This is a genomic window from Streptomyces marianii, from assembly GCF_005795905.1.
In the GTDB taxonomy this organism is placed as follows: domain Bacteria; phylum Actinomycetota; class Actinomycetes; order Streptomycetales; family Streptomycetaceae; genus Streptomyces; species Streptomyces marianii.
Map to the genome: position 1 here is coordinate 299,309 of NZ_VAWE01000001.1, position 24,745 is coordinate 324,053.

At 72.2% G+C, this 24,745-nt stretch carries 16 protein-coding genes and 3 pseudogenes; 4 read left to right on the forward strand and 15 right to left on the reverse strand.

The window, feature by feature from the left end; all coding sequences use genetic code 11:
• Nucleotides 1–10: 10 nt before the first annotated feature.
• From FEF34_RS01370 to FEF34_RS01415, 10 genes are all read right to left on the reverse strand, one after another.
• On the reverse strand, nucleotides 11–3,778 hold the full coding sequence (locus FEF34_RS01370; RefSeq protein ID WP_138051491.1) for a tetratricopeptide repeat protein: 3,768 nt from the start codon (nucleotides 3,776–3,778) through the stop codon (nucleotides 11–13).
• Nucleotides 3,775–5,514, reverse strand: a complete 1,740-nt coding sequence (locus tag FEF34_RS01375) for a toll/interleukin-1 receptor domain-containing protein (protein WP_138051492.1) — start codon at nucleotides 5,512–5,514, stop codon at nucleotides 3,775–3,777. Before FEF34_RS01375 ends, FEF34_RS01370 begins: the two co-directional genes overlap by 4 nt.
• Complete coding sequence (locus FEF34_RS01380; protein ID WP_138051493.1) at nucleotides 5,511–7,394, reverse strand: tetratricopeptide repeat protein; 1,884 nt, start codon at nucleotides 7,392–7,394, stop codon at nucleotides 5,511–5,513. Before FEF34_RS01380 ends, FEF34_RS01375 begins: the two co-directional genes overlap by 4 nt.
• Nucleotides 7,395–7,408: 14 nt before the next feature.
• A complete protein-coding gene (locus FEF34_RS01385; protein ID WP_138051494.1) occupies nucleotides 7,409–7,705 on the reverse strand; it encodes a hypothetical protein in 297 nt (98 codons plus the stop codon).
• Nucleotides 7,702–9,324 carry a hypothetical protein gene (locus FEF34_RS01390; protein ID WP_138051495.1) on the reverse strand — a complete coding sequence of 541 codons (1,623 nt, stop codon included), beginning with the start codon at nucleotides 9,322–9,324 and terminating at the stop codon, nucleotides 7,702–7,704. Before FEF34_RS01390 ends, FEF34_RS01385 begins: the two co-directional genes overlap by 4 nt.
• Nucleotides 9,321–10,925 carry a hypothetical protein gene (locus tag FEF34_RS01395; RefSeq protein WP_138051496.1) on the reverse strand — a complete coding sequence of 535 codons (1,605 nt, stop codon included), beginning with the start codon at nucleotides 10,923–10,925 and terminating at the stop codon, nucleotides 9,321–9,323. The genes FEF34_RS01390 and FEF34_RS01395 overlap by 4 nt, the downstream gene beginning before the upstream one ends.
• Nucleotides 10,906–12,903: an Hsp70 family protein gene (locus tag FEF34_RS01400; protein WP_138051497.1), complete on the reverse strand. Its 1,998-nt coding sequence runs from the start codon at nucleotides 12,901–12,903 to the stop codon at nucleotides 10,906–10,908. The genes FEF34_RS01395 and FEF34_RS01400 overlap by 20 nt, the downstream gene beginning before the upstream one ends.
• A gap of 15 nt (nucleotides 12,904–12,918) precedes the next feature.
• Nucleotides 12,919–13,365 (reverse strand): J domain-containing protein, encoded by a 447-nt coding sequence (locus FEF34_RS01405; RefSeq protein ID WP_138051498.1) that lies wholly within the window; start codon nucleotides 13,363–13,365, stop codon nucleotides 12,919–12,921.
• 290 nt (nucleotides 13,366–13,655) lie between these two features.
• Nucleotides 13,656–13,994, reverse strand: coding sequence for a transposase (locus FEF34_RS01410; RefSeq protein WP_138051499.1), 339 nt, complete (start codon nucleotides 13,992–13,994; stop codon nucleotides 13,656–13,658).
• Nucleotides 13,995–14,000: 6 nt separating this feature from the next.
• Entirely contained in the window at nucleotides 14,001–14,201 is a 201-nt protein-coding gene (locus FEF34_RS01415; RefSeq protein WP_138051500.1) for a hypothetical protein, read from the reverse strand.
• Between the two features lie 357 nt (nucleotides 14,202–14,558).
• Between FEF34_RS01415 and FEF34_RS01420 the strand changes: the two genes are divergently transcribed.
• The gene (locus FEF34_RS01420; protein ID WP_138051501.1) at nucleotides 14,559–15,293 is read left to right on the forward strand and encodes a pyridoxine/pyridoxamine 5'-phosphate oxidase; all 735 of its coding nucleotides are present in this window, start codon (nucleotides 14,559–14,561) and stop codon (nucleotides 15,291–15,293) included.
• 95 nt (nucleotides 15,294–15,388) lie between these two features.
• Here the strand turns inward: FEF34_RS01420 and FEF34_RS01425 are convergent.
• The 5 genes and pseudogenes from FEF34_RS01425 to FEF34_RS01450 form a co-directional block, all read right to left on the reverse strand.
• Nucleotides 15,389–15,547, reverse strand: a pseudogene (locus FEF34_RS01425) (IS5/IS1182 family transposase); the annotation flags it as partial.
• 229 nt (nucleotides 15,548–15,776) lie between these two features.
• A pseudogene (locus FEF34_RS01435) lies at nucleotides 15,777–16,179 on the reverse strand (hypothetical protein); the annotation flags it as partial.
• Nucleotides 16,180–16,193: 14 nt separating this feature from the next.
• Entirely contained in the window at nucleotides 16,194–16,706 is a 513-nt protein-coding gene (locus FEF34_RS01440; protein ID WP_138051502.1) for a RipA family octameric membrane protein, read from the reverse strand.
• A gap of 93 nt (nucleotides 16,707–16,799) precedes the next feature.
• A pseudogene (locus FEF34_RS01445) lies at nucleotides 16,800–17,438 on the reverse strand (transposase); the annotation flags it as partial.
• 446 nt (nucleotides 17,439–17,884) lie between these two features.
• Nucleotides 17,885–20,455 (reverse strand): AMP-binding protein, encoded by a 2,571-nt coding sequence (locus FEF34_RS01450; protein ID WP_138051503.1) that lies wholly within the window; start codon nucleotides 20,453–20,455, stop codon nucleotides 17,885–17,887.
• Between the two features lie 355 nt (nucleotides 20,456–20,810).
• Here FEF34_RS01450 and FEF34_RS01455 point away from each other — a divergent pair, with 355 nt between their 5' ends.
• The 3 genes from FEF34_RS01455 to FEF34_RS01465 are packed head-to-tail and all read left to right on the forward strand — an operon-like array spanning nucleotide 20,811 to nucleotide 24,497.
• Nucleotides 20,811–21,827: an iron ABC transporter substrate-binding protein gene (locus FEF34_RS01455; RefSeq protein WP_138051504.1), complete on the forward strand. Its 1,017-nt coding sequence runs from the start codon at nucleotides 20,811–20,813 to the stop codon at nucleotides 21,825–21,827.
• A gap of 1 nt (nucleotide 21,828) precedes the next feature.
• Complete coding sequence (locus FEF34_RS01460) at nucleotides 21,829–23,454, forward strand: ABC transporter permease (protein WP_138051505.1); 1,626 nt, start codon at nucleotides 21,829–21,831, stop codon at nucleotides 23,452–23,454.
• Entirely contained in the window at nucleotides 23,451–24,497 is a 1,047-nt protein-coding gene (locus tag FEF34_RS01465; RefSeq protein WP_138051506.1) for an ABC transporter ATP-binding protein, read from the forward strand. Before FEF34_RS01460 ends, FEF34_RS01465 begins: the two co-directional genes overlap by 4 nt.
• The last annotated feature ends 248 nt before the right edge of the window (nucleotides 24,498–24,745 follow it).

Below are 24,745 nucleotides of genomic sequence, written 5' to 3' on the forward strand. Positions count from 1 at the left end.
GCGCGCGGCTTCAGCCCTGTGGCCGAACCTTCTGCAGGATCTCCTGGATCTTCGCCCGCCGCTCCGCGTCCCTGAGCGTGCCCGTGTCCACCGTCCGCTCCTGTGACCCGGCGTCGGATCCGGAGAACGCTCCCGGCCGGCCGGTGCCGATCAGGCCCAGGGCGTGATGCTCGCACTCCGCGCGTGCGGCGTCCAACTGCTCGCGCAGGGTGCGGCGCAGGCCGCCCGAGGAGGCGCGGATCTGCTCGCGCAGCTGCCAGGCCGCGCCGTACAGGGCGTGCACCAGGTGGTAGCGCGCCTCCACGTTGCCCTCGTCGGCCTCGTACACCGCGCGCAGGTCGTCCGCGAGCCGGGCGGCGCCCGTGCCGTCCGAACGGTCCCGGTGCCGGGCCATGGTCGAAGCGACGACCAGCACCCGGCGGCTGTGTACCGTCTCGTCGTCGCTCCAGCGGGCGAAGTCCTCGGCTATGCGTTGGGCGGAAGGGAGCAGCTTCCCCGAGCTGATCCAGTGGCTGTAGGCCTCGACGAGCAGATGGCGCAGCCGCTCATCGTCGGAGCCGCCGTCCAGTAGCGCCCGCACCTGCTCGACCGCCTCCGCGTACTCCTCGCGCGCGATCGAGTCACGGACGAACGAGACGGCGAGCTTCCGCCGCCCGTGCTCGCTGAACGCCTCGTCCCGGGCCCTGACCAGCACCTCCCGGGCCTCGTCGTGCCGGCCGAGGCAGCCTAGGAGCCGGGCCAGGGCGCGAGCCGGGCCGGTGGCGCCGGGCAGCCGTTCCACCCAGCGCTCCAGACCCGCCACCGCGGCCGTGACGATGCCGCGCTCCCGCTCGCCGGTGGGCACGGTGGACGTCTCCAGGATGCCGAACGCCGAGCGCGCGGACGGGTAGTAGAGGTCGATAGGGTCGTCGAGGCGGTCCGTGTACCGGTCGACGATGGAGTCCGCGTTACGGCCCCAGGAGCGGGCGGTACGGCGGAAGCGGTCCGGGAAATCCTTCGTGACCGGGCCTGACCTGGTCTCCTCGGCCGCGTCGAAGATCCGCCGCAGCGCGAACGCGCCCGCCAGCTCGGAGAGTTGGTTGTGCCGGGCCACAAACTCCGCGGGATCGCCCTGCACGCCCAGCAGTTGGACTGCGCGCAGCACGGTCTCGTCCGCCGGGTCCAGCGGCAGCGCGTCGATCAGGCCCAGGTTGCCGATGACGTCGCCCGAGTACTCGGTGAGCGGCCACTCGGCCTGCGTGCCGGTGATCGCGCTGGTGACTCGCAGCTTCCACAGGATCCGCCCGCGCACCCACTCCATGTGCGCCTGCTCCTCGGCCCCGTCACCCGGCCTGCGGGTGCGCCGGCCCGTCTCCGATGCCTCCTGGAATGCCTCGTCGACCAACTGACGGCACAGCTTCGCGTACGGCTCCCGGACCCTGGCCGGAAGCGCCTGTACGGCCGTGTCGACGACGGCCGTGCGGCGGTCCCGGGCGGCGGCCAGCTCCGTCTCGCCGACCGAGCGGCCGACACCGAGCAGCAGCGTGGGGCTGCGGTGGGCGAAGGTGTGGTTGAGCTCCTCCAGACGCAGGTGGGTGGTGGCGAGGGTGACCTTGCTGCGGCTGGCCAGCACCGGCGGCACCTGCCGCAGGTCGCCGTCGAGTTCGCGGTCCGCCGCCGACGCCGCGCACAGCGGGGCCGTACCGAAGGAACCGGCCAGCACGCGGTGCACCTCGGCGCGTTCGGCGGCGCCGCGGCGGATGTCGCCGTGCAGCAGGTCGCGCAGGTACAGGGCCTCCAGATAGCGGTGCCATGCCTGCGCGGCCGGGCCCAGGTCGCCCGAAGTGGTGTGTGCCACCGCGAGGTTGCGCAGCACGGCGGTGTCCAGCGGATCGTCGGCGAGCATGGCACTCCACCGGCGCCGGGCGGCCGTCGTGCGCCTCATTCGCTGGTCGGCCTCGGCCTGGCGCCCACCGACGTACGCCCGCAGCAGCGTGACCGCGTCCCGGTGCCGCAGCCCGGGCGGATAAGCGTCCAACGTCCGCCATGCCTCGGCGAAGTTGGCGTCCAGACGGTGCTCGGCGACGGCGAGGGCGTGAGCGACGCGCTCGCGGGGGGTGGCGTCGAGGGGCGGCTCGGGAGGGGCCGTCGAGGCGGCGGCCACAGGTGGATTGGGCCAGGTGGAGGCAGTGGGCTCGGGGGAGCGGGGCTCGTCGGCCGATCCCGTCCCCTTGGGCGTCGCCGTCCCGGCGAGTGCCGCCGCCTTCGCGGTCGGCTCCGCCCCCGCCGACGCCGTTGCCCCCGCGGCCCCTTGGCTCCGGAGTTCGGACACGCGCCCCTCAAGGGCCAGCGCCTGGTCGGACGGTTCGGGTGGGATGTGCCCGAACTCCCCTTTCCTCGCGTCGATCCTGCCGTTGGCCCGCTTCAGGACGTTCCGCAGTGTCGTCGCCGGCTTCTGCAGCTCGGCCTCGCAGGCCTCGGCCCGCTTCTGGAACTCCTCGAACGGCATGACCAGCCCGGCCGGATCGGCCGCCGTGAGTTGCTTCAACGTGGACAGCCAGGCCATCCGTACCTCTTCCAAGCCCTCCACCAGCCGCGCCAGAAGCTCCTTGACCCCCGACATCCGTCCGAAGTCGGCTGCGCTCGCCACCTTCCCTTTGGCCAGTGCCTGCGCCTGCGCCTTGGCCTCCTGGATCAGCTCCTGCAGCCGGCCCGCCGCCTGCTCGCACTCCGCGAGCCGCTCGTCGGGCGTCGCCGCCACCCCCTCCCCGTCCCCGGCCGACTGCGGTACGTCGGCCATCGCCTCCGGCGGCCCCGCGCCGAGTTCCTTCGCCGCCGCCTTCAGGGCCGTCACGTGCCGCGCGGGGTCGCCGTCCCGGAACTCCCGCGCCGCCGTGTGCGCGCCCAGGTCCGGGAAGCGCAGCGGGCGCCACAGCAGCCGCTGCCGGTGGATCTGCGCGGTGAGCAGTTCGGGCAGCAGGCCCTCGGCCAGACACGCGGCGAGCCGTGCGGGGAGTTCGGCGCGGTCGGTCTCGAACAGGTCGCAGACCAGGCCGAGCAGCCGGGCCGCGGGGCCGTCGTCCGGCGGCAGCCGCTTCGCCAGCCGGCGTACCGTCGCGGCCGGGTAGCCATACACCATCCACTGCACGGCGAGCACGGTGAACGCGGCCGTCCCGCCTCCGCGGTGCTCCGACAGCGCAGCGATGCTCTCCAGTTCCTCGGCGAGCGCGTTCCTGGTGCGGGTGGTGGTCCGGTCGCGCAGCCGGTTGTCGGCCTCCATGTCGAGGATGCCCGACCAGCGGCACTCGCCGGGCCGCAGCAGCGGCAGTACGGGTATTACGGACTCCTCGGGGTCGAAGTCGTCGCGGCCCTCGCGGATCGTGCTCGCGATCGACTCGGCCCGCGCGCGGTGGTCCCCGGAGCGACCCGCCGGATCCTCGTCCAACTGTCGGTGCGCAAGGCTCAGATGGGCCCAGATCCGGTGGTTGGCGGGGGCCAGCGCGGCCGCGGCCGTCAGCCAGCGGGCCGCCGCCTCGGGGCGCCCGTGACGGAGATACAACAGCCCCACGTGGTACGGGTGTTTCGGGTTGGCGCTGTCCAGGCGGTGGGCGCGGACCAGCAACACCAGCGCGGTCGCCGGCTCGGTGGCCGGGTGCACGCCGATCCGGAAGAAGCCCTCAGTGACCGCGTCCAACTGCCCCTGGGTGAGAGGCAGTCCGGCCTCCAGGTCGGACCACAGCCCGTCGACCATCCGCCACAGCACATTGGGCCGGTTCTCCAGCGCCCTGCCCGTCCTCATACCCCTCCGCCCTCCGCCGGCGCCGTCCCTCCGAGCTCCCCGGGCGGCAGGATCAGCAGCCGCTCCCCGTCCGACACCGCCACCCGGGCGCCGTCCGCGGAGACGGCCATCGGGTGCTCCGACACATAGGTGGTACGGCCGTCCCGCACGAGAGCGTGCGAGCCGTCCGGGTTCTCCAGCACCAGCAGCCGCCCGCCGAGCCCGGATGCCACCGGCCGCGCGCCCGGCACCCCGCGGAAGCCGGCCCGCACCGCCAACTCGGCGTCCAGGCACACGCCTTGGCCTTCGGCGTCGACGATCGCGGTGAGTCCGCCGCCGGGGAGCGTCCCGGTGACGGCGCCGACCGGCTGGTCGACCTGGAGGAGCTGGCCGCCGACGAGGTCCAGTCGGTGGATGCGCCGCTCGCCGACCACCAGGGCGAACTCCCGCACCCGCGCCATGGCGAGCAGCAGCGGCTCCAGGGGGTGCTCGGCGGCGACCCGGTCACCCCGGTACACGGTGAGCCCGCCGTCCAGGCCGCCCACCAGCAGCCCGTCGCCGCTGTCGGCCAACACCTGGACCCCGCCCCGGTGTTCGAGCACCCGCTCCGGCTCCTCGGCGTCGAGGGACAGCCGCCACACGCTGCCGCCCCAGGTGCCGGCGTACAGCACGTCGTCCGCGCCGAAGGCCAGCGCGCCCGGCACGTTGAAGCGGGCGCCCTGCCGGGCCAGGAGGTCCACCGCCCGGATCCGTCCGTCCGGGGCCGCGAGCACCACCCGCCCCGACCAGTCGGCGACGGCCACACAGCGCTCGCCGTATGCCCACAGCCGCGGACGCTCCCGCAACTCCGCGCCGCCGACGACCTCGTACGCCTCCGAACGGACCGACAGCGTTCGCCCGTCGCGCACGAGCAGCCCCAGGCCGTCGGGGAAGAACACCGGGTGTCCGCGCGCGGGCAGGGCGGGGCGGTCGTCGGTCTCCCGCAGCGACGGCTGCTCCTCGCGTGTCCGCACCTCGAAGGGCACGCTGGTGACCGGTTCGCAGCCGGGGGCGGTCGCGACGAGCCGTACCCCGCAGGCGGCGGACCGGAAGGCGAGGTCCGTGAAGACCGCCCGGTTCCGGGTGACCTGGGCGGTGAGCGTGCCGGTCAGACCAGCCTCCTCCGGCTCCGCCGAGACGGTGACCGTGCCGCCGGCCGGCCACGGGATCGCGCCGCCCGGCGCCGAGCCGGTGACCGTCACCGGCGGCAGCGTGTGGCCCGCGACCGCGTCGGTGAGGGGCGTGCCGAACCGCAGCTCGGTGCGCGACTCGGCGGCGCGCAAGCCCAGGGCCGAGGCGACCTCGTCGATCCAGCGCGGCCGTGTCGTCGAGATCCAGTTGATCCGGTGCACGATGTACGGCACCTTCGGGACGGCCGCGGGATCGATGAGCAGCGGGATGAGCCGCCCGCCCTCCTTGGGGTTGAGGTTGTACGCCTCGTGCAGCTCCCACTGACAGACGGACTTGTCGAAGTAGGTCTGCGAATAGAGCGCCACCACATGGCGGCTGCGCGGGAGCGCGTCCTCCAGGAAGCTCTGCCAGTCCGCGCCCGGGGGCGTGCCGTTCTTGCGGGACACGTCCAGGTAGATCCTCGGCGCCGCCCCGCAGGCCGTCACGTACTCGCCGAGCGCGTCCTGCAGGTCCTTGGCCTGGATGTAGTCCTCGCGGGCGTAACTGATGAACACGTCCCACTGCTCGGTGGGCGTCTGCGTCGTCATCGCAGAGTCCTGGAGATGGTGCCGATCAGCTGGTCGAGGAGCTCCCGGCTACGGGAGTCCAGTCGGCCCCTGGCGCGGCGGTTCAGCTGCTGCGCCTCCTGGAGGATCCGGCGCAGCTGTTCGCGCGTGGTGTACGGGTTGGCGTAACGTCCTTGCTGGGCGAGGTCGTTGAAGCGGCCCACGAGGTCGGAGACCTGGATGGCCGCCTTCACCCCGTCCAGCTCGCCGCGCCGCTGGGTCACCAGGGACGTCAGCTCGTCGAGCTGGCCGCGGGCGCCTTCCTTGGCATTCTTGCGGACCGTCTTGATCTCCGTCGCCAGGCCGGCGAGGGAACCGTCGAGGCGGTCCGCCTCCGCGGTGCCCTTGATCCCGCCCTGGACCGAGGACATGACACGGTCGTACTTCTCGTACAGGCCGCCCACCACCATGGCGTCGTCGATCTCCCACAGCCGGTCGACGATGGCCTGCGCGAACTCCCGTACGACCTGGGCGCCCTCCTCGGTGCGCGCCGCCCCCTTCAGGGCGGGAAGCCGTCGCTCCAGAGCGGTCAGGCGCTCCCGCAGCGCCGCGAGGCGGTCGACGGACCCACCGCCGCGGACCGACTCCATGGCGGCGAGGTACTCCTCCACCGCCGGGTTGATGACGGTGGCCTCCTGCCAGCTCCGGATCGCCTGGAGCAGCTCGCCGGCCTGGACGAGCGTCCGGTCCGTGTGGGCGATCTCGGCGCAGGCGGCCGCCCGGTCGGGGTCGCGGCGCAGCCGGTAGAGGCAGGCGGCGTAGAGGAAGTTGAGCCAGGCGAAGCGGGGGAGCAGGGTCAGCAGGTGGGCCAGCAGCCGCTCGGCCTGGTCGGCGCGGCCCGTCTGCATCAGTATCGAGGCGTGCCGGCCGTCGTCCTCGGCGATCAGCGAGTAGAGGTCCTCGGCCCGCTCGGCGGTCAGGCGCGGTGCCGGTGCCTGACCCGGCGGGCCGGGGAGGCTGATCAGCAGGGAGAGATACGCGTCGAAGTCGTCCAGCACCGTGCTGCGCCGCCAGTGCGGGTCCATGCGGGACAGCTCGCGCCTGGCCCGCTGGAAGTCGCCGGTCTTGAAGGCGGATACGGTCGGCGTGGCATGGGTGCCCAGCAGCGCGAGCCGCAGCCTGCGCGCCAGGGCGGCCACTTGGTCCCGGTCGACGTCCGCCTCGGCGGCGCCCCGCTCGGCGGTGTCGAGGGCGAGCTCCAGGCTGCCGGTCTGCGCCTGTGCGAGGGCGAGGAGGTAGGAGACCATGCCCTCCTCCGGGGCCAGCTTCAGGAAGGCCTGCAGCCGGGACTGCGCGCCCGGGGGGTCGGACCGCACCTTCTCGATGTACGCGGCGATCTCCGGCGCGGTGAGCTGGCGGCGCAGTTCGCGGCGCAGCTCGCCGATCCCCTCGCGCAAGTCGTCCGGCACGTCCTCGTCGCACAGCGGGCGCAGGATCCGCAGGGCCTCCCACTGCTCGCTCGACGCGTTCTTCCCGTCATGCCGGTAGAGGCAGTACGCGCGCAGGTACCGCCCCTCCTGGTGCTCGGGGTGCGCCTGGAGGTACTCGGCGAGGAGCTCCAGAGCGAGCTCGTAGGCGCCGTCGGCCGCGTTGGCGCGGGCGTCCTCCAGCAGGTCCTCATCGCCGTCGTCGAGGACCAGCGACATCTCGGTGAGCGAGGCGATGGGCGGTACGAAGACCAGTGCCGTCTCCGATGCCGCCCGGGCGGCCGCCTCACGGGCGATCTCCTCCAGGCGGCGGTCGTGTTCGGCGAAGTCCCCGTGCCCCCGGGTCTTCGTCAGCTCCTGGAACTCGAAGGCCGGGGCGTGCAGGGACTGCACGCGGATCTCCTGGAAGGTGTGGACATGGCCGGTGCCGCTCATGGGTGCCCTCTCATTCACTCCGGTGACTCGCCCGGTTCAGGCACCGCGCCGAGCGCGTGCTCGGCCAGCTCGCGGCAGAGCAAGTACTCGGACTCCTGGTCGACCTTCACCATCAGCAGCAACACCCGGGCCAGCGAGGCCTGTTCGAAGAGCTGGTCCTCGTCCGCCGCGGGCCGGTGCTCCACCGGTGGCAGCCGGTCCAGCAACCCCCCATGGTCGGCCGTACGGCGCCGTCCGGGGAGCAGCCCCGCAAGTGCCCCCAGCCGTCCGGGAGCCGACCCGGCCGGGGGTGCGGGCAGGTTCCTGGTCATTCGGTCTCCTCGGGCAGCAGGATCGCTCCGGTGCTGGTGATGAGCTTCTGTTCGGCGCCGTGCAGCACCTCGGCACCCTCTGCGTACACCTCGGAGGCGCGGTCGAGGTCGGCGAGTAGCCCGCGCAGGGCGACCTTGGCGGGGGCGTCGTCGGGCAGGTCGCGGACCCGTGGATAGACGATCAGCTCGATCCGGCGGCGCAGCGCCTGCGAGCGGCGCCTGTGGTCGTCCGGCGCGGACGGCTGCGTCGGCACGGCCCCGTCCTCGATGCCCTCGGCGTCCTGGAAGCGGGTGAACTTCGCTTTCAGCCTTCGGAACTGAGCCCGGTCCTCCAGGGAGCGGTCGGGGTCGTCCAGGAACTCCGTGACCAGGGCGAGGTAGCGGGAGATGGCGTCCCCCTCGCCGCCGAGGGCGCGCTCGCGCTCCATCAGGTCCAGCACCTCGGGCAGCATGACGCCCTTGGCCAGCTCGGTCCCGCCGTCCAGCTCGGCGAGGGCCCGTTCCCGCTCGGGCTGGCTCAGCGCGAAGTAGTAGCGCACCAAGCCGCCGACCAGCGCCGCGTCGCCCAGCTCGGGGTCGGCCGCCCGTAGGGCGTCCACCCGCCCGTCGAACTCCGCGAAGTCGGCCGCCGAAGGGGCCCCGCTCAGCGCGGGCCGCCGCAACCACTCCCGCACGAGGGCGATCAGCCGCAGCAGGGCGATACCGGAGCGGAGCAGCTCTGCGGTGCGCCGGCGTTCCCTGGCGTCCGCGCCGACGTCGGCGTCCGTGTCCTTGTCGGCGCCGCGCGTTGCGGAGTCCTCGTCGGATTCCATGGGCACTTCAGTCAGTTCGCGTTCGACGTCCTGCATGAGCCGCTCCAGCCACTCGCCCAGCTGCCGGGGGTCCGCCTCCGCCCAGTCGCAGACCAGCAGCCCCAACTCGGCCTGGACGGTGGGCTCGCCGCGCTCGGCGCTGCGCCTGCGCGCGTCGGCGAAGGCGTCCCGCGCCTCGTCGGTCCGCCCGTCGAACACCGCCTGGACGCCCTTGACCAGCTGCAGGTCGTTCACCTCGGGCGGGATGCGTTCGGTGAGCTCGCCCAGCCCCCGGACCCGGTCGAAGTGGTGCAGCGCCCCGTCGGTCTCCCGCCGCCGCCAGTGTCCGACGGCCAGCTGGAGATGCGACACGGCGGCGATACGGCGGCTGTCCGGGCGCGCGTCCAGCAGCTCCCGCCGCTTGGCGTACAGGTCGGTGACGCGGTCGTGGTTCTCCAGCCTCGACTGGACCCACAGCTCCAGGTACGCGGTGTGCGCCGAGTGCCCGTCGGCGGCGACCAGTTCGTCGAGGACGGTCGCGGCGGCGGCGTACCGGGCCGGCTCGTAGGTACCGAGCATCGCCCGCACATAGGCCTGCGCGAACCGGATCCGGGACAGCCCCTTGCCCCGTGGCCCCGCATTGACCGCCTGGCCGAGCAGCCGGTCGGCCCGCTCCAGCTCGTCGCGGTCGTCGCTGTCCAGGAGCGCGAGAGACTCCTCGTACGGCAGTCGCCAGCGGTTGGGCAGGACAACCAGGAAGTACAGCCCGCTGGCAACCGTCGACAGGAAGAACAGCGGCAGGAGCACCAGCAGCAGGATCGTGGTCATGAGCGCGTCTCCCCGTCCCTGGCTGCCAGCAGCGTGAGGTCGAAGTCCGCCAGCCGCACGCCGTGCCGGTGGATCTCGTCCCGGGCCATCTGCCCGTTCTCCCTGACCTTCTTCAGGCCCGCCCTGACCTGTTCCGAGATCTGGCCGGCTGCGTCGAGATGGCCGAGGCCCAGGAAGGTCTCGGCGTAGTCGATCATGAGGTCGAACCGCCACCACATCAGCGTCTGGCCGTCGTGAAGCCACTCGTGCACGAAGGCGTTGGCCGCGGTCAGCTCCCCCAGGCCGATGAGGCAGGACGCCATCTCGTGGGCGTGGTCCACGCGCCGGCCGGGCGGCAGCCGGTCGAAGGCCGCGGTGGCCGTCGCCCTGAGCCGCCCGGCGAAGGAGTGGATGGAGTCGTCGGCGGCTCCGGAAAGCCGGAGCCGGCCCGCCGAGGACAGCCCGCCGACGACCGACAGCTGCTTCTCGTACGCCTCCACGCGCTCCGGATCCGCGAGCGCCGCGCGCTCCAGCAGCGACAGCGCCTCCAGCGGTTCCCGCAGGTCCTGGCGGGCGATGTCGGCCGCGAGCAGCAGCAGGTCGTAGCCCGGCCGGTCGACCAGCGCCGCGTGCGCCAGCCCGAGCGCCCGGTGCGGCTCGCCCGCCTCCCGCAGCGCACGCACGGTCGTCACCGGGTCCATGGAGTGCCGAGCCGCGTCGAGCACGTCCGCCAGCCACCCCGGCTCCGCGTCGTCGGCCCCGGCACCGCGAGGCCTGGCGAGACCACCCGCCCCCTCCCGCGCCGTGCCGCGTACGTCGGCCGATCGCCCGGGTTCGGCCGCGCCCGTCCCGGCGGCGCGTAACCCGGTGAACCCGGCCAACTCGTCCCGGGCCGCGCGCACCTGCCGTACTCGGCGCATCCACACCGGCAGCCGGCCCTCGCCGCGCTGCCCGCCGAACACCCCGGAGCAGGCCGCCCGTTGCATGAGCCGCTCCGAATCGCCGTACGGCAGTGACTCGAAGCAGCGCAGGGCCGCGACGGCGAGCGCGTACACCCCGGGGTCCCGGCCGCCGGGCGGCAGGCCGCGGGCGGCCTCCGGCGTCAGATGCGCCAGCCGCTCCGGCGCGACGAACAGCTCGCCCAGCGATGGCGGGCCCCAGACAGGCAGCGGCAGCAGCAGCGGGCGGTGCCCGGCCAGGACGACGTCGGCGGGCAGCGCGACCAGGCCGGGGCCGATGCCGTCCCGCCAGCCCGGGAAAGCCCGCAGCGTGGCGGCCACGCAGGCCAGCCGGTAGGCCGGTTCCGGGTCGTCGAGGGCGTCGCCGAGGCTGCGGTCCGCGTCGGTCTCGTAACTGACGATCTGGAACCACCGGTCGCCGAACTGCCGCTGCTCACCGCGATCTTCGCGCAACACCGGCACCAGGTCGGGGCGGCGCGGGCGGGTCTGCCAGGCCAGCAGCTCGGCCCGCTGCTCGCCGCTGACCTCTTCGACCGGGATCAGCCGGTACCACCGGCGCCGGCCCGGGGCCCGGTAGAGCGACCCCCACCAGCCCGCGCCGGCGTACTCGGCGCCGAGCTCATTCTCGACGACCCGCCGCGGATCATCGACGGCTGTCGTCATACGCGTCCTCGAGCCGGTCGGCGAGATCGTCCAGGGCGTCCTCGTCGGCACCGCCGCGCACGCCGCCGAGGAAGGCCCCGAGGGCGGCGACGAGGGGCGCCGGAGCCGACCCCTCCTGCGCGGCGCGCAGGGCCTTCTTGACCACGCGGCGGTACTCGGCCGGTACGACGGAGGGGTCGACGTCCGTGAAGGAGGCGGTCGCCTCCGGCTCGGGAGCGGGATTCGGGACCGCGGCGGTCACGGGCGGCGGAACCGTCGCGGTCACCGGCGGCGGCACGGTGAAGTCCGGCGCGGCGGCGGGCGCCGGCGTCGGGACGCCCCCGGTCCCGGAGGTCGCCGCTCCCGCTGGCCGTACCGTCCCGTACAGCTTCACCAACGCCGCTCGCCGCTCGGCCAGTTCGTCGACCTTGCCGATCGTCGTGCTCTGGTCGAAGGTGGCCTGGTACTCGCGTCCGGTGTTGGTGTGGGTGACCTGCACGCCCAGCAGCCCGTTCACGTCGAGCGAGAACTCGACCTCGAACTGGTGGTAGCCCTCGGGCCGGGGCTCGATGTCGTCGAGGTGGATGGTGCCGATGAGGGTGTTGTCGTAGACGTACTCGCCCTCGCCCTGGTAGATCGGGGCCTCGATGCGGTGGGCCTGCTCAGGGTTGACGTAGGTCTTCGTCTGGCGGGCCGGGATCTTCGTCCCGCGCGTGATCAGCGGGCTGAACCGGGCCTGCTGGACGCCGACGCCGAGGGTGTGCTCGGTGATCAGGGTGACGGTGTAGTCCTGCTCGTCCACGGACCGCTCCGCGTTGGGCCGGCTGGCGAGGTCGAACGCGTCGGTCGGCTCGAACCGGTTGGCGACGATCGCCGCGCCTCGGGCGACCAGCGTGTCGGGGTTGGCGTCACCCCGTACGAAGCCCTCGTCCTGGTCAAAGTAGTCGAGCAGGATCTGCTTGACCCGCGGGATCCGGGTCGAACCGCCCACCAGCAGCACGGCGTTGACGTCCTCGCGCTGCACGCCCTTGGCGGTGCGGGCAAACTTCAGGGCCTCGTCGACCTGGTGCAGGGAGCGGTCGAGGATGGGCTGGATCAGCCGCTCGAAGCCAGCGCGGTCCAGCTCCAGCGGTGCCGTCGCGCCGCCGAGGTCGATGGTGGTGGTGGACCGCAGCGACAGCTGGCGCTTCGCGGCCTCCGCCGCCGCCTTGATCCGGAGCCGGTCGGTGTCCTTGGCGAGGGACTCGCCGAGCTGCTCCACGATCCACGCGGCGACCGCGTCGTCGAAGTCGCCGCCGCCCAGCCGCTGGTCGCCGGCGGTCGCGATGACCTCGATCTCGGTGTCCCGAGTCTCGATGATCGACACGTCGAAGGTGCCACCGCCGAGGTCGAAGACCAGATAGACCTGCTTCTCGGACTCGGCCCGGTCGACTCCGTAGGCGATGGCCGCGGCGGTCGGCTCGGGGATCAGCTGGCGCGGGTAGAGGCCGGCGAGCAGGGCGGCCTCCTCGGTGGCCTTCTTCTGCCGCTCCATGAAGTACGCGGGTACGGTGACTACCGCGTCATGGATGTCACCGCCGAGGGTCTGCTCGGCGATCCGCTTCATCCGCATCAGCACCAGCGCGCTGATCTCCTGCGGGCGCATCCACGCGTCGCCGAGCCGGGCCCGCACCGGGTCGTCCACCGCGTAGACACCGGCGGCGCCGAAGTGCTGGAGGAGCTCCGGCGTGAACACCGCGCCCATCTCGCGCTTGATCTCCACCAGCGCGTCACCCGCGCCGGCCGCCCCGCTGATCGCGTTCTTCGCCTCGTGCCCGACGACCAGGGCGCCGGTGGCCGGGTCGATGCGGACGACCGAGGGGGTGGCGACCGCGGCGGTGCCTTCCAGCTCCGGGTCGGCGAGGATCGTGGGCGCGAATTCGTCGGGGTCGTAGGCGGCGACGGCGGAGTACGTGGTGCCGAGGTCGATGCCGACGACCCGGTGCAGCTCAGCTTCCAAGGGGATCCTCCGGGGTCATTCGTCGGCGAAGCCGTCGAGCAGGTGAATGCGGGTGAAGTCGCCGGTGAAGTCGGTGCGCGTGGTGTCCATCGGGTAGTGCACAGTCTCGCCGACCGCGGTCAGGAAGTCCTCGATCTCCCGGCGTAGCACGGTCAGTCCTGCACCCCGCTCGTCGAGGACGGGCTTCCAAGTCGGCTCCAGGTGCAGCAGCGGCAGCGGCGGGAAGCGCGCGTCGTGCGCGGCGCGGGCCTCGGCGTTCTCCAGATTGACGGCGTGCGCGGCGACGATCTCGTCCTCGCTCGCGCCGCGCGCCTGCAACCGGGCGTCGTACCGGCCGGCCGCCGCGCGGATCTCTTGCGCGGTCGCCTCCGGGGGCACGCCGAGGCGGCTGTATTCGGTCGATCGCGGGACGACCATCGGCAACGTGAACAGTCCCTCGCCGGTCGTGTCGGAGCCCGGCATCACACCCCCCATCCAACGTTCACAAACGCTACGCGCCGGGGGTGACCTTGAAGCCTATGCGTCCCCGACGCGGCTTTCAATGACGCGTCACGGCCGCCCTGTACGGCCGTGACGTGGGATCAATTGTAGGGGCGCCTGATTCGGCTCGTCATGAACTCCGCCCACTTTCCAACCCAGTTGAGTAGACCGAATCGACATGACCGGAATCGATCGCGGGGTGCCGGCCTAGAAGATCACTGAAGATCCTGCTGTGGGGGCGGTCCGCCGGTGGCGGGGCCGCCCTCCGTGCTTCACGGTGCGGCCGGGGTCAGGGTCCAGATGCCGTCGGCGGCCACTTCGAGGCCGAGGTTGACGAGCTGTCGGAGGTTGAGGGCGGCGGCGCGGTTGCGGAGCCAGGTGCCGTTCTTCAGGGTGCCGAGGTAGCGAAGTCTGCGGTTGCCTTTGGCGGTCAGCCAGGCGATGCCGCGTTCGACGGGTGGCCGCCAGCGGCGGTAGGTGTCTGTCCAGGCGGGGTCGGTGGCCTGGGCGCGGGCGTCGGCCAGGCGCTGGTGTTGGGGGTGGACCTGCAGGACGCAGCGTTCGCGCAGCGGGCAGCCGGCGCACGGCTTCTTGAACTGAGCCTGCCGCAAGCCCGTCTACCGGGGCTTGCCGAGGGGGACCGTGTGCCCGGCAGGGCAGGTGACCTGGCCGTTCCCGGTGTCGATGTGGAAGTCGTCGCTGGTGAAGCCACCGGGTACGGCCGCGCGAAACGGGGGTGGTTTGAGGACGGCGTCGTGGCCCTGCTGTCCGAGGTGGTCGCACAGATCGGCGGTGCCGCAGGCGGAGTCGCCGAGCACCTCGCAAGGCTCGTCCTCGTCAGCGAGGAGGTCCTCGGCGATCTTCGCCCCGTGGTTCTCGGGACCGCAGCCCGCGGCGAGGGCAACTCGGTGAATAGGAGCTCGCGCGAATAGGCGGTCCGAGACGAGGGGGATGGGAGGCAGGCATGGGTCCTGGGGACGTGCCGTTGCGAACGCTGTGTAGCCGGTTGGGGCCGGTCTGTGTCTGTCTGTGTCTGCCTGTCATCGAGGCTGGTGGGCCGGATCTCGGCTCCGGTCGGTTACCTGCTCCGGGCGTTGCTGTTCCAGGTGCGGCGGGAGCGGAGCTGCTGGGATCATGGGCGGGACCCGTCGTAACCACGTCGAAGGGCCGCCAGCATGCAGGACGACCATGGCGCCGGATCGGTCGGCGACACAGTGCATCGGGAGGGCCCCACCGCTGCCGAGGGCGTTGAAGGGCGCGACATGTACGCTCTGCTGCGCTCCCTGCCGGTGTTCGCGGACCCGGTGCCGGTGTTCGATCCCGAGGATGTCCCCGCCGACCCGGTCACACTGTTCGTTCGCTGGTTGCTCGCCGCCATCGACGCCGGGGTCCCGTCCCCTCACGCCGCGGCACTGGCCACCGCCGACGTACGGGGGCGGCCCTCCGCCCGCATGCTGGTGTGCAAGGACGTGGACGCGGCCGGCCGCTGGTACTTCGCTTCCAGCGCGACCAGCCGCAAGGGCCTTGAGATCGCCGAGAATCCGCACGCGGCCATGGTGTTCTACTGGCCGATGCAGGCTCGTCAGATCCGGATCATCGGACCCGCCGCCTCGGCCGGGGCCCGGCGCTCCGCAGCGGACTTCCTGGCCCGGTCCCCGGTGGCGCGGGCCGAGGCACTGCTGGCCAGGCAGTCGCAGGTCCTGGACGACCCGGCCGGCGCCGCCACGCTCCTGCGCGCCTCACAGGAGCGGCTCGCCGCCCAGCCCGACCTGGTCGCATCGCACTGGACCCTGTACGCCCTGACCGCCCGGGAAGCCGAGTTCTGGCAGGCCGACGACCAGCACCGCCACATCCGGCTGCGTTACCAGCGCACCGACACCGCCTGGACTCGCCAGCGGCTCTGGGCGTAGACGAAAATGGCCTCTGCCCGTGCTCCAGCGGCCGACGGACTCGGCCTCCCGACCTCACGGGGCTGAGCGCGCTTGTCGTGCTCACGGGCTTGTGCTCACGGGCGTCGCCCCGGGCGGCCGTCCCAGCGGTGGGTTGTCCACCCGCGGCGGATCAGGCTGCGCACCGTGATGATCGTGTCCGCGAGGTCGAAGAAGGCGTCGATGACGGTGGCCCGGCGCTCGTAGCAACGGGCGAGGCGGTAGAAACACCTGCGGCGGCAGGCTCGGCCGCCCCTTGGCCGAGGGGTACATGTCCGTGAACATCTCCGGCGGCAGCAGCCGCTCGCGATGCTCGGCCAGGAACGCGAACACGCTGCCCTCCGGGATCAGCTCCCGGCAGGTCCCCCACACATCCGGCCCGACCGTCTCCCCGGCCCATTCCCCCTGCACACAAAGCAGTCTGGCCCCGCGGAGCCAGAACCCGAGATTTTTCAGTGATCTTCTACCGCCGCCCTTGCCGGTGGGCGCGCTGCCGTCCCAGACGGCCACCAGTCGCTGCGCGCCCTGCAGCAGCAGCCGGTTGGGCCTCGTACGCCTCGGTACCCGCGTGCTCGTACGGCAGAACCGTGACGTCGCCAGCCGCCGCGCGCAGGGCGTCGAACCGGGCGAGATCCTCCGGGCGCACCACCGCGGTGCGGTAGTCACGGGACGGGACGACCGCCGAAAGGCGGCCCCCACGGGCGAGGACCTCCTCGGCGAACAGACTGTCGGCGCCACGGGCCAGGCACGAGCGCCCCACCCGCCCGTCGCCGGCCAGGCCCGACAACAGGGCGCGCAGGGCCGCGCGCACGGGGCTGATGGCCTCCGGGGCCAGGTCCATGTGGCCGGTGACGGCGATCGTGATCACGGGGATGTCTCTCGTCACAGCGCGAGGGCGAGGAAGCCCAGCACGTACGTGGCCACGAAAATGACAGGGACCCAGCGTTCCACATGGGTCAACGGCAGGTACACGCGCCAGTCCCGGCCCTCGCTCAGTGCCCGCCACTCGGCGGCGGAGAAGGCGCGGGTCGGCAGCCGTTCCTCCAAGGCGCCGATCACCTGCCACTTCCCGTGGTTGAGCTGCTGGTAGGAGCGGACGGTGAACCACCAGGCCGCGCAGATGGCGAGCAGCACTGGCAGCCCCGCGAGCAGCAACAGCACGGGGGCGTCCCGCAGATGGGTCGGGGCCAGCCACGTGCCGAGGAAGGCGACCAGGCCGCTGTTGAGCGTCAGGAAGAAGGTGTTGGCCAGGTTGCGCCGGGCGCTGACCCGGTCCGCCATCTCCACGCACAGCTTGTACTGCTCGAACAGGGCGGCCCGGTAGGCCTCGGAGCTCTGGTCGTAGTCGGACGCGGAGACACCGTCGTTCCATAGCGAGTCGCTGATCTCGGCCATGGCGGCATCATGCCCCGGCCCTCACTCCGCCTACCACCGATCTCGATGGACACCTGATCGGCTCTAGATGAATGAGTCCAAGGGTCGTTACGGTCAGTGGTCGCAGGCGATCAGTGACCGCTTAATCGGCTGCCCGGTCTTGTCGTTGTGCCAGATCGCCGCGGTCAGCGCGAGGATGCGCGACAGGACTCGCACGATGACCCTGGCCGGACTCTTACCGCCGTGTCGTTCCAGGTCGAGCTGTCCCTTGAAGGTCTGGTTGATCGATTCGATGACCTGCCGTAGCGGCTTGAAAAGGTGCGCCCCGGCCCGCTCGGGCTCGCCCTTGCGGGCCGGCCGCAGGAGATCCAGCTCACGCTCAGTCAGGTCGTGCTCGAACTCGCGGCCGAAGTAGTTCTTGTCTCCGATGATCGTCTGGCCGGGGTGAGAGGCCAGGACGTCGGGTGCGACGTCGAGCATGTGGCGCAGGGTCTCACGCTCGTCGGCCTTCGCACCGGTCAGTGCGAACAGCACGGGCAGGCCGCCGAGCGTGCACACCAGGTGCAGGCGCAGGCCCCAGAAGTACCGGGAGTGCGACGCGCAGTAGCCGTGCTCGGCCCAGCCAGCCAGGTCCGAGCGCTTGGCCGTCTCGCGTGAGCAGCCGCAGCCGACCGGGGTGAAGTCGACCGCCCACACGTCGTCGCTCCACAGCGTGGTGTCCGTGGCCAGGGCCCGGATCATGTGTGTGAGTACTGCAACCGCATGTGGCGTGACGGTCGGCGCTGTTGCTCGTTGGTCCGACAGTGTGATCAGTTGCTGACGGTTGAGCAGGTCGAGTCGTGGTCCGATGGGATAGCGGGGTTGCATGCCCGGTTCGGGACCCACCGGGGCGGCGGCGATGGCCTCTGCGTCGGCCTTGGTCGCGCTGCAGACCACCGCAACGCCGATGTCGTGAGCGCCGCCGCGATGCCCCCGCACTGCTGCCGCGCACAGCGCGTAACGCCCCTCAGGCCCACGCTTCCCGGCGCGACGGACGGTGGCAGCACGCCGCGCTCACCGGCACGGGGGTGTCCGCCAAGCCGGCGCACGTCGTGGGCCTGCGCCGTATCGACTGCCGGTGAACGGTGCGGGTGCGCCTCCTGGCCCGCCCCGGCCGTCCGCCTCGTGGCGGGCCGGACGGCTGGGCCTGTTGCCAGGCGTCAGGTGGATCTCCGGCGGAAGCGGGGGAGTCCCGGCCGCACGGGAACGAGCCGGGACAGCGGCGGCACCTTGCGCATCAGGCGTTCCGTCCCCTTGGCATAGCCGATGCCGAAGAGGACGGCGGTGACGAGCGACAGCGGCTCGGAGACGTCGTCGAGGATCGGATAGATCTGCCAGTGCGTCAGATAGATGGAGAGCGAACTGGCGGCGAGGAGTCCCGCCACCTGGTTGACACGAGGGTTGCTCGGCAGAGTGGGGAACCACACCAGCAGGACGAAGCCGATGACGACGAACGCCTCGCGCCGGGGTTCGCCCGGGAAGAAGCCGGGGACCGTGGCGAGCGCGGCGAGGGTGACGAGCAGCCGATGGGGCGTCGTACGGGATTTCGCGGCCGCCCATCCGAGGGCGAACAACCAGAAGACGGTGACCGCGTCGGTGATCTGGGAACGATCGGGGAGACCGACCAGTTCGTAGCGGGTGAGCAGGCCGATCGCGACGAGGATGAGGGGCAGCCCGTACGGGAACCGTCGCTCCGCCCGGTCGACGGCGGGGAGGGCCAGCAGCGCGAGGGCCGCCAGCAGGATGTAGACGAGCGCCTCGACGAACCACAGGTGTATGCCCGGTCCCATGTCCTGCGGGAAGAGCGCGTTGTGCAGCAACAGGACGTTGCTCAGGTCGTAGTCGGCGCCGATCAGAAGCGCGAAGACGGTCCATGCCATGCACGGCAGCGCGATGCGCGCGATGCTCCGCCCCGTCCGGCGGACGCGTTCGCGACGCTCCGCCGAGGTGAGCAGGAAGCGGGCGAAGTTGAACCCGGCCACCGCGAGCAGCAGATGCGCGCCACCCCGGATCTCGAAGAGCCGGATGTGCGAGCCGACGATGCACACGATCGCCACCGCGCGCAGAGCGACGCTGGTCTCCAGGGCCCGGAATCGTGAGGGTGGCTTGGGTTCGGGTGAGCGGAGGGCTCGTATCGGTGTGGTGTGCCAGCTCGCGGGCAGACGGCCGAGGCGCTGCTCGAGGCGGAGCGACACTTCGACGTAGGAGAGGGAGTCGCCGCCGAGCCCGACGAAGGTACTGTCCGGCGTCACGTCCGGACGGTCCAGGACCCTTGCGTACAGGGCGCACAGGTCCTCGCCGTCCGCCCCGTCGGCCAGGGTCCGGTCGGCCGTCCGGTCGAGGGAACGGACGGCCTCGTAGTCGGGTTTCCCCGAGGGCAGCCGGGGGAGGTCCGGCAGCAGGTGGACACGGACCGAGCGGGCGGGGAGCCCGCATTCGTCCACCACACGTCTTCGGATCCGCCGCGCGTCTCCCCCGGGCTTGCCCACGACGGCGACCACGAGCCGCTCGTCGTCGCCCGCGCACAGCGTGCTCAGCCCGTGGCGTTCGAGCATCACCTCGACCTGCCGGGGGTCGATCCGCAGGCCGAGGATCTTCAGGAACCGACTTCGGCGGCCGACGATCTCGTACAGGCCCTCCGCGGTGCGCCGTGCCAGATCGCCGGTGCGCAGGGTGTCCACGGTGCGGCCGAGGGCGAGGTCGTCGGGGGTGGAGGCGTAGCCCAGCATGACGTTCGGCCCGTTGTAGACGAGTTCACCGACACCTTCCTCGGCTGCCTCCTCGACTGGTTCGAGGGAGAACGAGCCGCCGGGGACCGGCACGCCGATGGCTTCCGGGTGTGCGGCGGCGAGCTCCGGCGGCAGGTAGGCCATGCGGGCGGTCGCCTCGGTCTGGCCGTACATGACGACGAGGTCCCAGCCGCGCCGCTGCCCCAGCTCGGCGTAGTGGGCGACCCGTTCGGGGGCGAGACGGCCGCCGGCCTGGGTGACGTACCGCAGGTGCGGCAGGTCCATCCCGGCGAAGCCGACCCGGTCCAGCAGGTCGAAGGTGTACGGGACGCCCGCGAACGCCGTGCCGCGGGCGGCGCGGAACAGGTCCCAGAAGCAGGTGTCCGCCACCGAGAGCCCGGTGAGGACGAGTCCGGCGCCGCGCAGCAGGTGGCTGTGGACGACGGACAGGCCGTAGCAGTAGTGCATCGGCAGGGTCGTGGCGGCCCGGTCGGTGTCGCGGATCCCGAGGTATGTGGCGATCGACTCGGCGTTCGCCTGGAGGTTCTCGTACGAGAGCCGGACGAGTTTCGGCGATCCGGTCGAACCGGACGTACTGAGCAGCATGGCCAGGTCCGGGTGCAGCACATGGGCGGAGCCGGTCCGCCGCTCCTCGATCCGCCACCCGGCGGGTCCCGGATGGACCACGACGTCGGGGTCGTAGGCGACGGTCATCGCCTCCACGGCCTCCGGATGGTCCCCGGGCACGAGGAGCACGGGATGTCCCGCGGCCAGTGCGGCGAGAAGGACGACGAGCGCTTCGACCGTGTTGGCCCCGGGCAGCAGCACGAGGCGCCGCCCGGTTCCGAGGCGCGGCGCGGTGTCCGCCACTCGCTCGGCCAGCTGACCGTAGGAAATCTCACCGTCCGAGGTGATAAGGGCGGTTCTGTCGCCATGAACCGCGAGATCGCGGGCGAGGGGAAGCGTCTTGCCGCTGATGAGCGGTGCCGGGTGGAGCGTCACGGGCGCATCGTAGGTAAGGCTTCCCTTATCGAAAAGGGGGTCCACCGGTCGGCCGGGCAGCGAGAGCGGCGACGGCGCCCCGCCGTCGCGCGCCAACAGGCATGCAAGCCAAGGGAGTTGGGCGCGAGCAAGCACGGCGGGGAAATGGCGCACCCCGCTCGGCGGGCTCATCTGCGGCCAAGCCGTTATACAGCGCACTTGACCCTTAGGTAAGCTTTACCTTATTAATGCCTTGTTCCAGGTTCTCCCCTCGGCACCGTTTTCGCCGCTCGCGGTGGCACCCCTCCTGGCCCTGCGGGCGCGGGGCCGCCAGCGCGGTGACGGCGTTGAGCACGGCAGGAAGGCATTACCCGTCATGCGACGCCCCTTGGCCCGCAGTCTCACCGCGCTCGCCGCGGCAGCCCTGACCCTCCCCGCCCTCACGAGCTGCAGCGACGAGCCGGCCGGGCTCGTCATCTACTCCGGCCGCAACGAGAACCTCGTCGGGCCGCTCATCGAGAAGCTGGAGAAGCACCTCGGCACCAACGTCGACGTCCGCTACGGCGACAGCGCCGAACTCTCCGCCCAGCTCCTGGAGGAGGGCGACAGGACCGAGGCCGGGCTCTTCCTGTCGCAGGACGCCGGCGCGCTCGGCGCGCTCTCCAAGGAGGGCCGGCTCGCGCAGCTGCCCCCGAAGACGCTCGACCGGGTCGCACCGACCTACCGCAGCGCCGCAGGGGACTGGGTCGGCGTCAGCGGGCGCGTCCGGGTCGTCGCGTACAACCCGGACAAGGCACCCACACCCCCGGACAGCGTCCACGACCTGGTCAAGCCGGAATGGAAGGGCAAGATCGGCTTCGCCCCGACCAACGCCTCGTTCCAGGCGTTCGTCACCGGCATGCGCGTCCTCGAGGGCGACGAGGCCGCACGGGCCTGGCTCAAGGGCCTCAAGGCCAACAAGCCGAAGGCGTACGAGAACAACCTCAACGTCCTCGACGCCGTCGACTCCGGCGAGGTCTCCCTCGGCCTGCTCAACCACTACTACTGGTACGAGCAGGCGGCCGAGAAGGGCGCCGACAAGCTCAAGGCCAAGGTGCACTACCTGCCCAAGGGCGACCCGGGCGGCCTCGTCAACGTCGCCGGGGTGGGCCTGGTGAAGGGTGCCGACAAGCAGCAGAGCGCCTACGCGCAGAAGGCCGCCGACTTCCTGCTGTCGACCGAGTCGCAGCGCTACTTCGCCGCGGAGACCAAGGAGTACCCGCTGGCAGCGGGCGTCGAGCAGGCCGACGGCGTACCGCCGCTGGAGAGCCTCCAGCCGCCGAAGATCGACCTCGGCAGGCTCGACTCGCTGAAGGAGACGCTGGCCATGCTCCAGGAAGCCGGACTGGTCTGACGTGAGCTCGCCGGATTCCCCCGTCCGGACGCGTCACGACACCCGCCCGGCGAGCGCCCCCGCGCCCGCCGGGCGGAAGCGTGCCGTCGATCCGAAGCGTGCGGGCGGCCGCGTCGACCGCGCCGCCGGACCCTCGTGGCTCGTGGTCGTGCCCGCGTGCGTCGCGGCGGCCCTCGCCGTCCTGCCCCTCGGCTACCTCGCCGTACGCGCCCTCGAACGCGGCCCCGCCTTCGCCTGGAACGTCATCTCGGGCGACAGGAGCGTGCAGTTGCTGCTGCGCAGCCTCGGCCTGAGCGCCACCGTCGTCGCCGCCTGCCTGCTCCTGGGCATCTCGCTGGCCTGGCTGACCACGCGCACCGCCCTCCCCTGCGCCCGCGCCTGGTCGGTCCTGGTCACGCTGCCCCTGGCCGTGCCCAGCTACGTCACCGCCTTCGCATGGCTCTCCGCGGCTCCCTCGCTCGCCGGGTTCGCGGGATCCGCCCTCGCGCTGACCCTCGCCAGCTTCCCGTACGTGTACCTGCCGGTCGCCGCCGCCCTGCGCGGCACCGACCCCGGGCACGAGGAGGTTGCCCGCTCGCTCGGCCACGGCCCGCTGCGCACCTTCCTGCGCGTCACCCTGCCCCAGGTGCGGCCGGCCGCCGCGGGCGGCGGGCTGCTCGTCGCGCTCTACGTGCTCTCCGACTTCGGCGCGGTGTCGCTCATGCGGTACGACACCTTCACCCGGGGCATCTACACGTCCTACCGGGCCAGTTTCGACCGCACCCCGGCGGCCGCACTCAGCGCGGTGCTCGTCCTCATGACCGTTGCGCTCGTCACCGCGGAGACCCGCAGCCGCGGCCGGGCCGGGTACTCGCGCACCGGAGGCGGAACCGCCCGGCGGACCGCTCCCGCCGCGCTCGGCCGCCTGCGGCTGCCCGCCCTCGCCTGGTGCGGGACCGTTGTCGCGACCGCCGTCGGCTTCCCGCTCGCCACCCTCGGGTACTGGCTCGCCGTCGGCTCCTCCGCCACGTGGGAACCGGCAACCCTCGCCACCACCGCACTCACCACCCTCGCCGTCGCCGCCGCCGGCGCCGCCCTCACCACCGTCCTGGCCCTGCCCGTCGGTGTCATCGCGGCCCGCCACCGGGGCCGGCTCGCCCACCTCCTGGAGCAGGCCGCGTACGCGGGGCACGCCGTACCAGGCATCACCGTCGCACTCGCCCTGGTCTTCTTCGCGGTCCGCTACGTCCGACCGCTGTACCAGGAGACGCCGCTGCTGATCTGCGCCTACGCGGTGCTCTTCCTGCCCGTCGCGGTGGCGGCCACCCGCGCCGCCGTCATCCAGGCACCACCCGTGCTGGACGACGTCGCCCGCTCCCTCGGGCGCACGCCCTTCGGGGTACTGCGCGAGGTCACCGTGCCGCTCGCCGCACCGGGAGTCGCCGCCGGCGCGGCCCTCACCTTCGTCGTCTGCATGAAGGAACTCCCCGCCACTCTGCTGCTGCGGCCCACCGGCATGGACACGCTGGCCACACGGCTGTGGACCGAGACCGGCACCGGTTCCTTCGCAGCCGCGGCGCCGTACGCCGCCGGCCTCATCCTCCTGGCCGCCGTCCCCTCCTACGTCCTCGGAAGGCACCGCACATGAACGACCTCCAGATCAGTGGCGTGGTCAAGTCGTACGGTCCCGGCGCCACCGTCCTGGACGGCCTCGACCTCACCGTCCAGGGCGGGCACCTCGCTGCCGTCCTCGGCCCCTCCGGTTGCGGCAAGACCACCCTGCTGCGTGTGATCGCCGGCTTCCTGGGGGCCGACGCCGGCGCAGTCACCGTCGCCGGTCGCACCCTCACCGGCCCCGGCGTCCACCTTCCTCCCGAACGCCGACGTATCGGCATCGTCCCCCAGGAGGGCGCCCTCTTCCCGCACCTGAACGTGGCCCGCAACATCGCCTTCGGGCTGACGGGAACGGATCGCCGCGCCCGCGTACAGCGCGTCGACGAGATGCTGGAACTCGTGGGACTCGGCGGCTACGGCGACCGGATGCCGCACGAACTCTCCGGCGGACAGCAGCAACGCGTCGCCCTGGCCCGTGCCCTCGCACCCGAACCCCAGCTCGTTCTCCTCGACGAACCGTTCGCCGCCCTCGACAGCGGACTGCGCGGAGCCGTACGAGCGGATGTCCGCGCCGCACTCCGGTCCACCGGCGCCACGGCCGTCCTCGTCACCCACGATCAGCAGGAGGCCCTCTCAACGGCCGACGTCGTCGCTGTCGTCCGCCACGGCAGAGTGGCCCAATGCGCCGTTCCCGAAGTGCTCTACCAGCGCCCCGCCGACCCGTGGGTGGCCTCCTTCGTCGGCGACGCCGTCTTCATCACCGGTACGGCGGAGACGAACACCGCTGCCGCCACCGCGCTCGGCCGAATCCCCCTCGCCGCCCCGGCCGGTCTGCGCGAGGGCCTCGTCCTCCTCCGCCCCGAACAGCTCCACCTCACCGACCCGGACACGGCGACCGCCCGAGGCACCGTTACCGACGTCCGGTTCTTCGGCCACGACTCCATGGTCACCGTCTCCGTCGACGGTGTGAACCAGCCGATCGACATCCGCGCGCCCGGCCCGCTCCAGGTGCGCCGGGGCGGGATGGTCGGCATCCGCGTCACGGGCAAGGCCACCCTGCACGCGACCCCGTCCTGATCAAGCCACACGGCGTTCACCGTCCAGGACCCGCTCACCGCACCCACCAGCCAGCGAGTTCGGCAGCCGAGGGAGTCCTGGCGTTCCGCGAGCAGCGACCCCCAGCCCGGACACCTGACCATCCGACCGAGCCCGACTGCGTCGAGGCCCCTCCTCGCCACACGCACGGCCGGGTGGTCACCCGACCAGGAACCCTGTTCGATCATGCAGACCCCGACACCGGTTGGGATGCGTCTTCCGGCAAGCCC

Excerpts from the sequence above, each read along its gene's own strand:
- FEF34_RS01370 (WP_138051491.1), bottom strand. The coding sequence starts at position 3,778 with ATGAGGACGGGCAGGGCGCTGGAGAACCGGCCCAATGTGCTGTGGCGG.
- FEF34_RS01375 (WP_138051492.1), bottom strand. The coding sequence starts at position 5,514 with ATGACGACGCAGACGCCCACCGAGCAGTGGGACGTGTTCATCAGTTAC.
- FEF34_RS01380 (WP_138051493.1), bottom strand. The coding sequence starts at position 7,394 with ATGAGCGGCACCGGCCATGTCCACACCTTCCAGGAGATCCGCGTGCAG.
- FEF34_RS01385 (WP_138051494.1), bottom strand. The coding sequence starts at position 7,705 with ATGACCAGGAACCTGCCCGCACCCCCGGCCGGGTCGGCTCCCGGACGG.
- FEF34_RS01390 (WP_138051495.1), bottom strand. The coding sequence starts at position 9,324 with ATGACCACGATCCTGCTGCTGGTGCTCCTGCCGCTGTTCTTCCTGTCG.
- FEF34_RS01395 (WP_138051496.1), bottom strand. The coding sequence starts at position 10,925 with ATGACGACAGCCGTCGATGATCCGCGGCGGGTCGTCGAGAATGAGCTC.
- FEF34_RS01405 (WP_138051498.1), bottom strand. The coding sequence starts at position 13,365 with ATGCCGGGCTCCGACACGACCGGCGAGGGACTGTTCACGTTGCCGATG.
- FEF34_RS01420 (WP_138051501.1), top strand. The coding sequence starts at position 14,559 with ATGCAGGACGACCATGGCGCCGGATCGGTCGGCGACACAGTGCATCGG.
- FEF34_RS01440 (WP_138051502.1), bottom strand. The coding sequence starts at position 16,706 with ATGGCCGAGATCAGCGACTCGCTATGGAACGACGGTGTCTCCGCGTCC.
- FEF34_RS01455 (WP_138051504.1), top strand. The coding sequence starts at position 20,811 with ATGCGACGCCCCTTGGCCCGCAGTCTCACCGCGCTCGCCGCGGCAGCC.
- FEF34_RS01465 (WP_138051506.1), top strand. The coding sequence starts at position 23,451 with ATGAACGACCTCCAGATCAGTGGCGTGGTCAAGTCGTACGGTCCCGGC.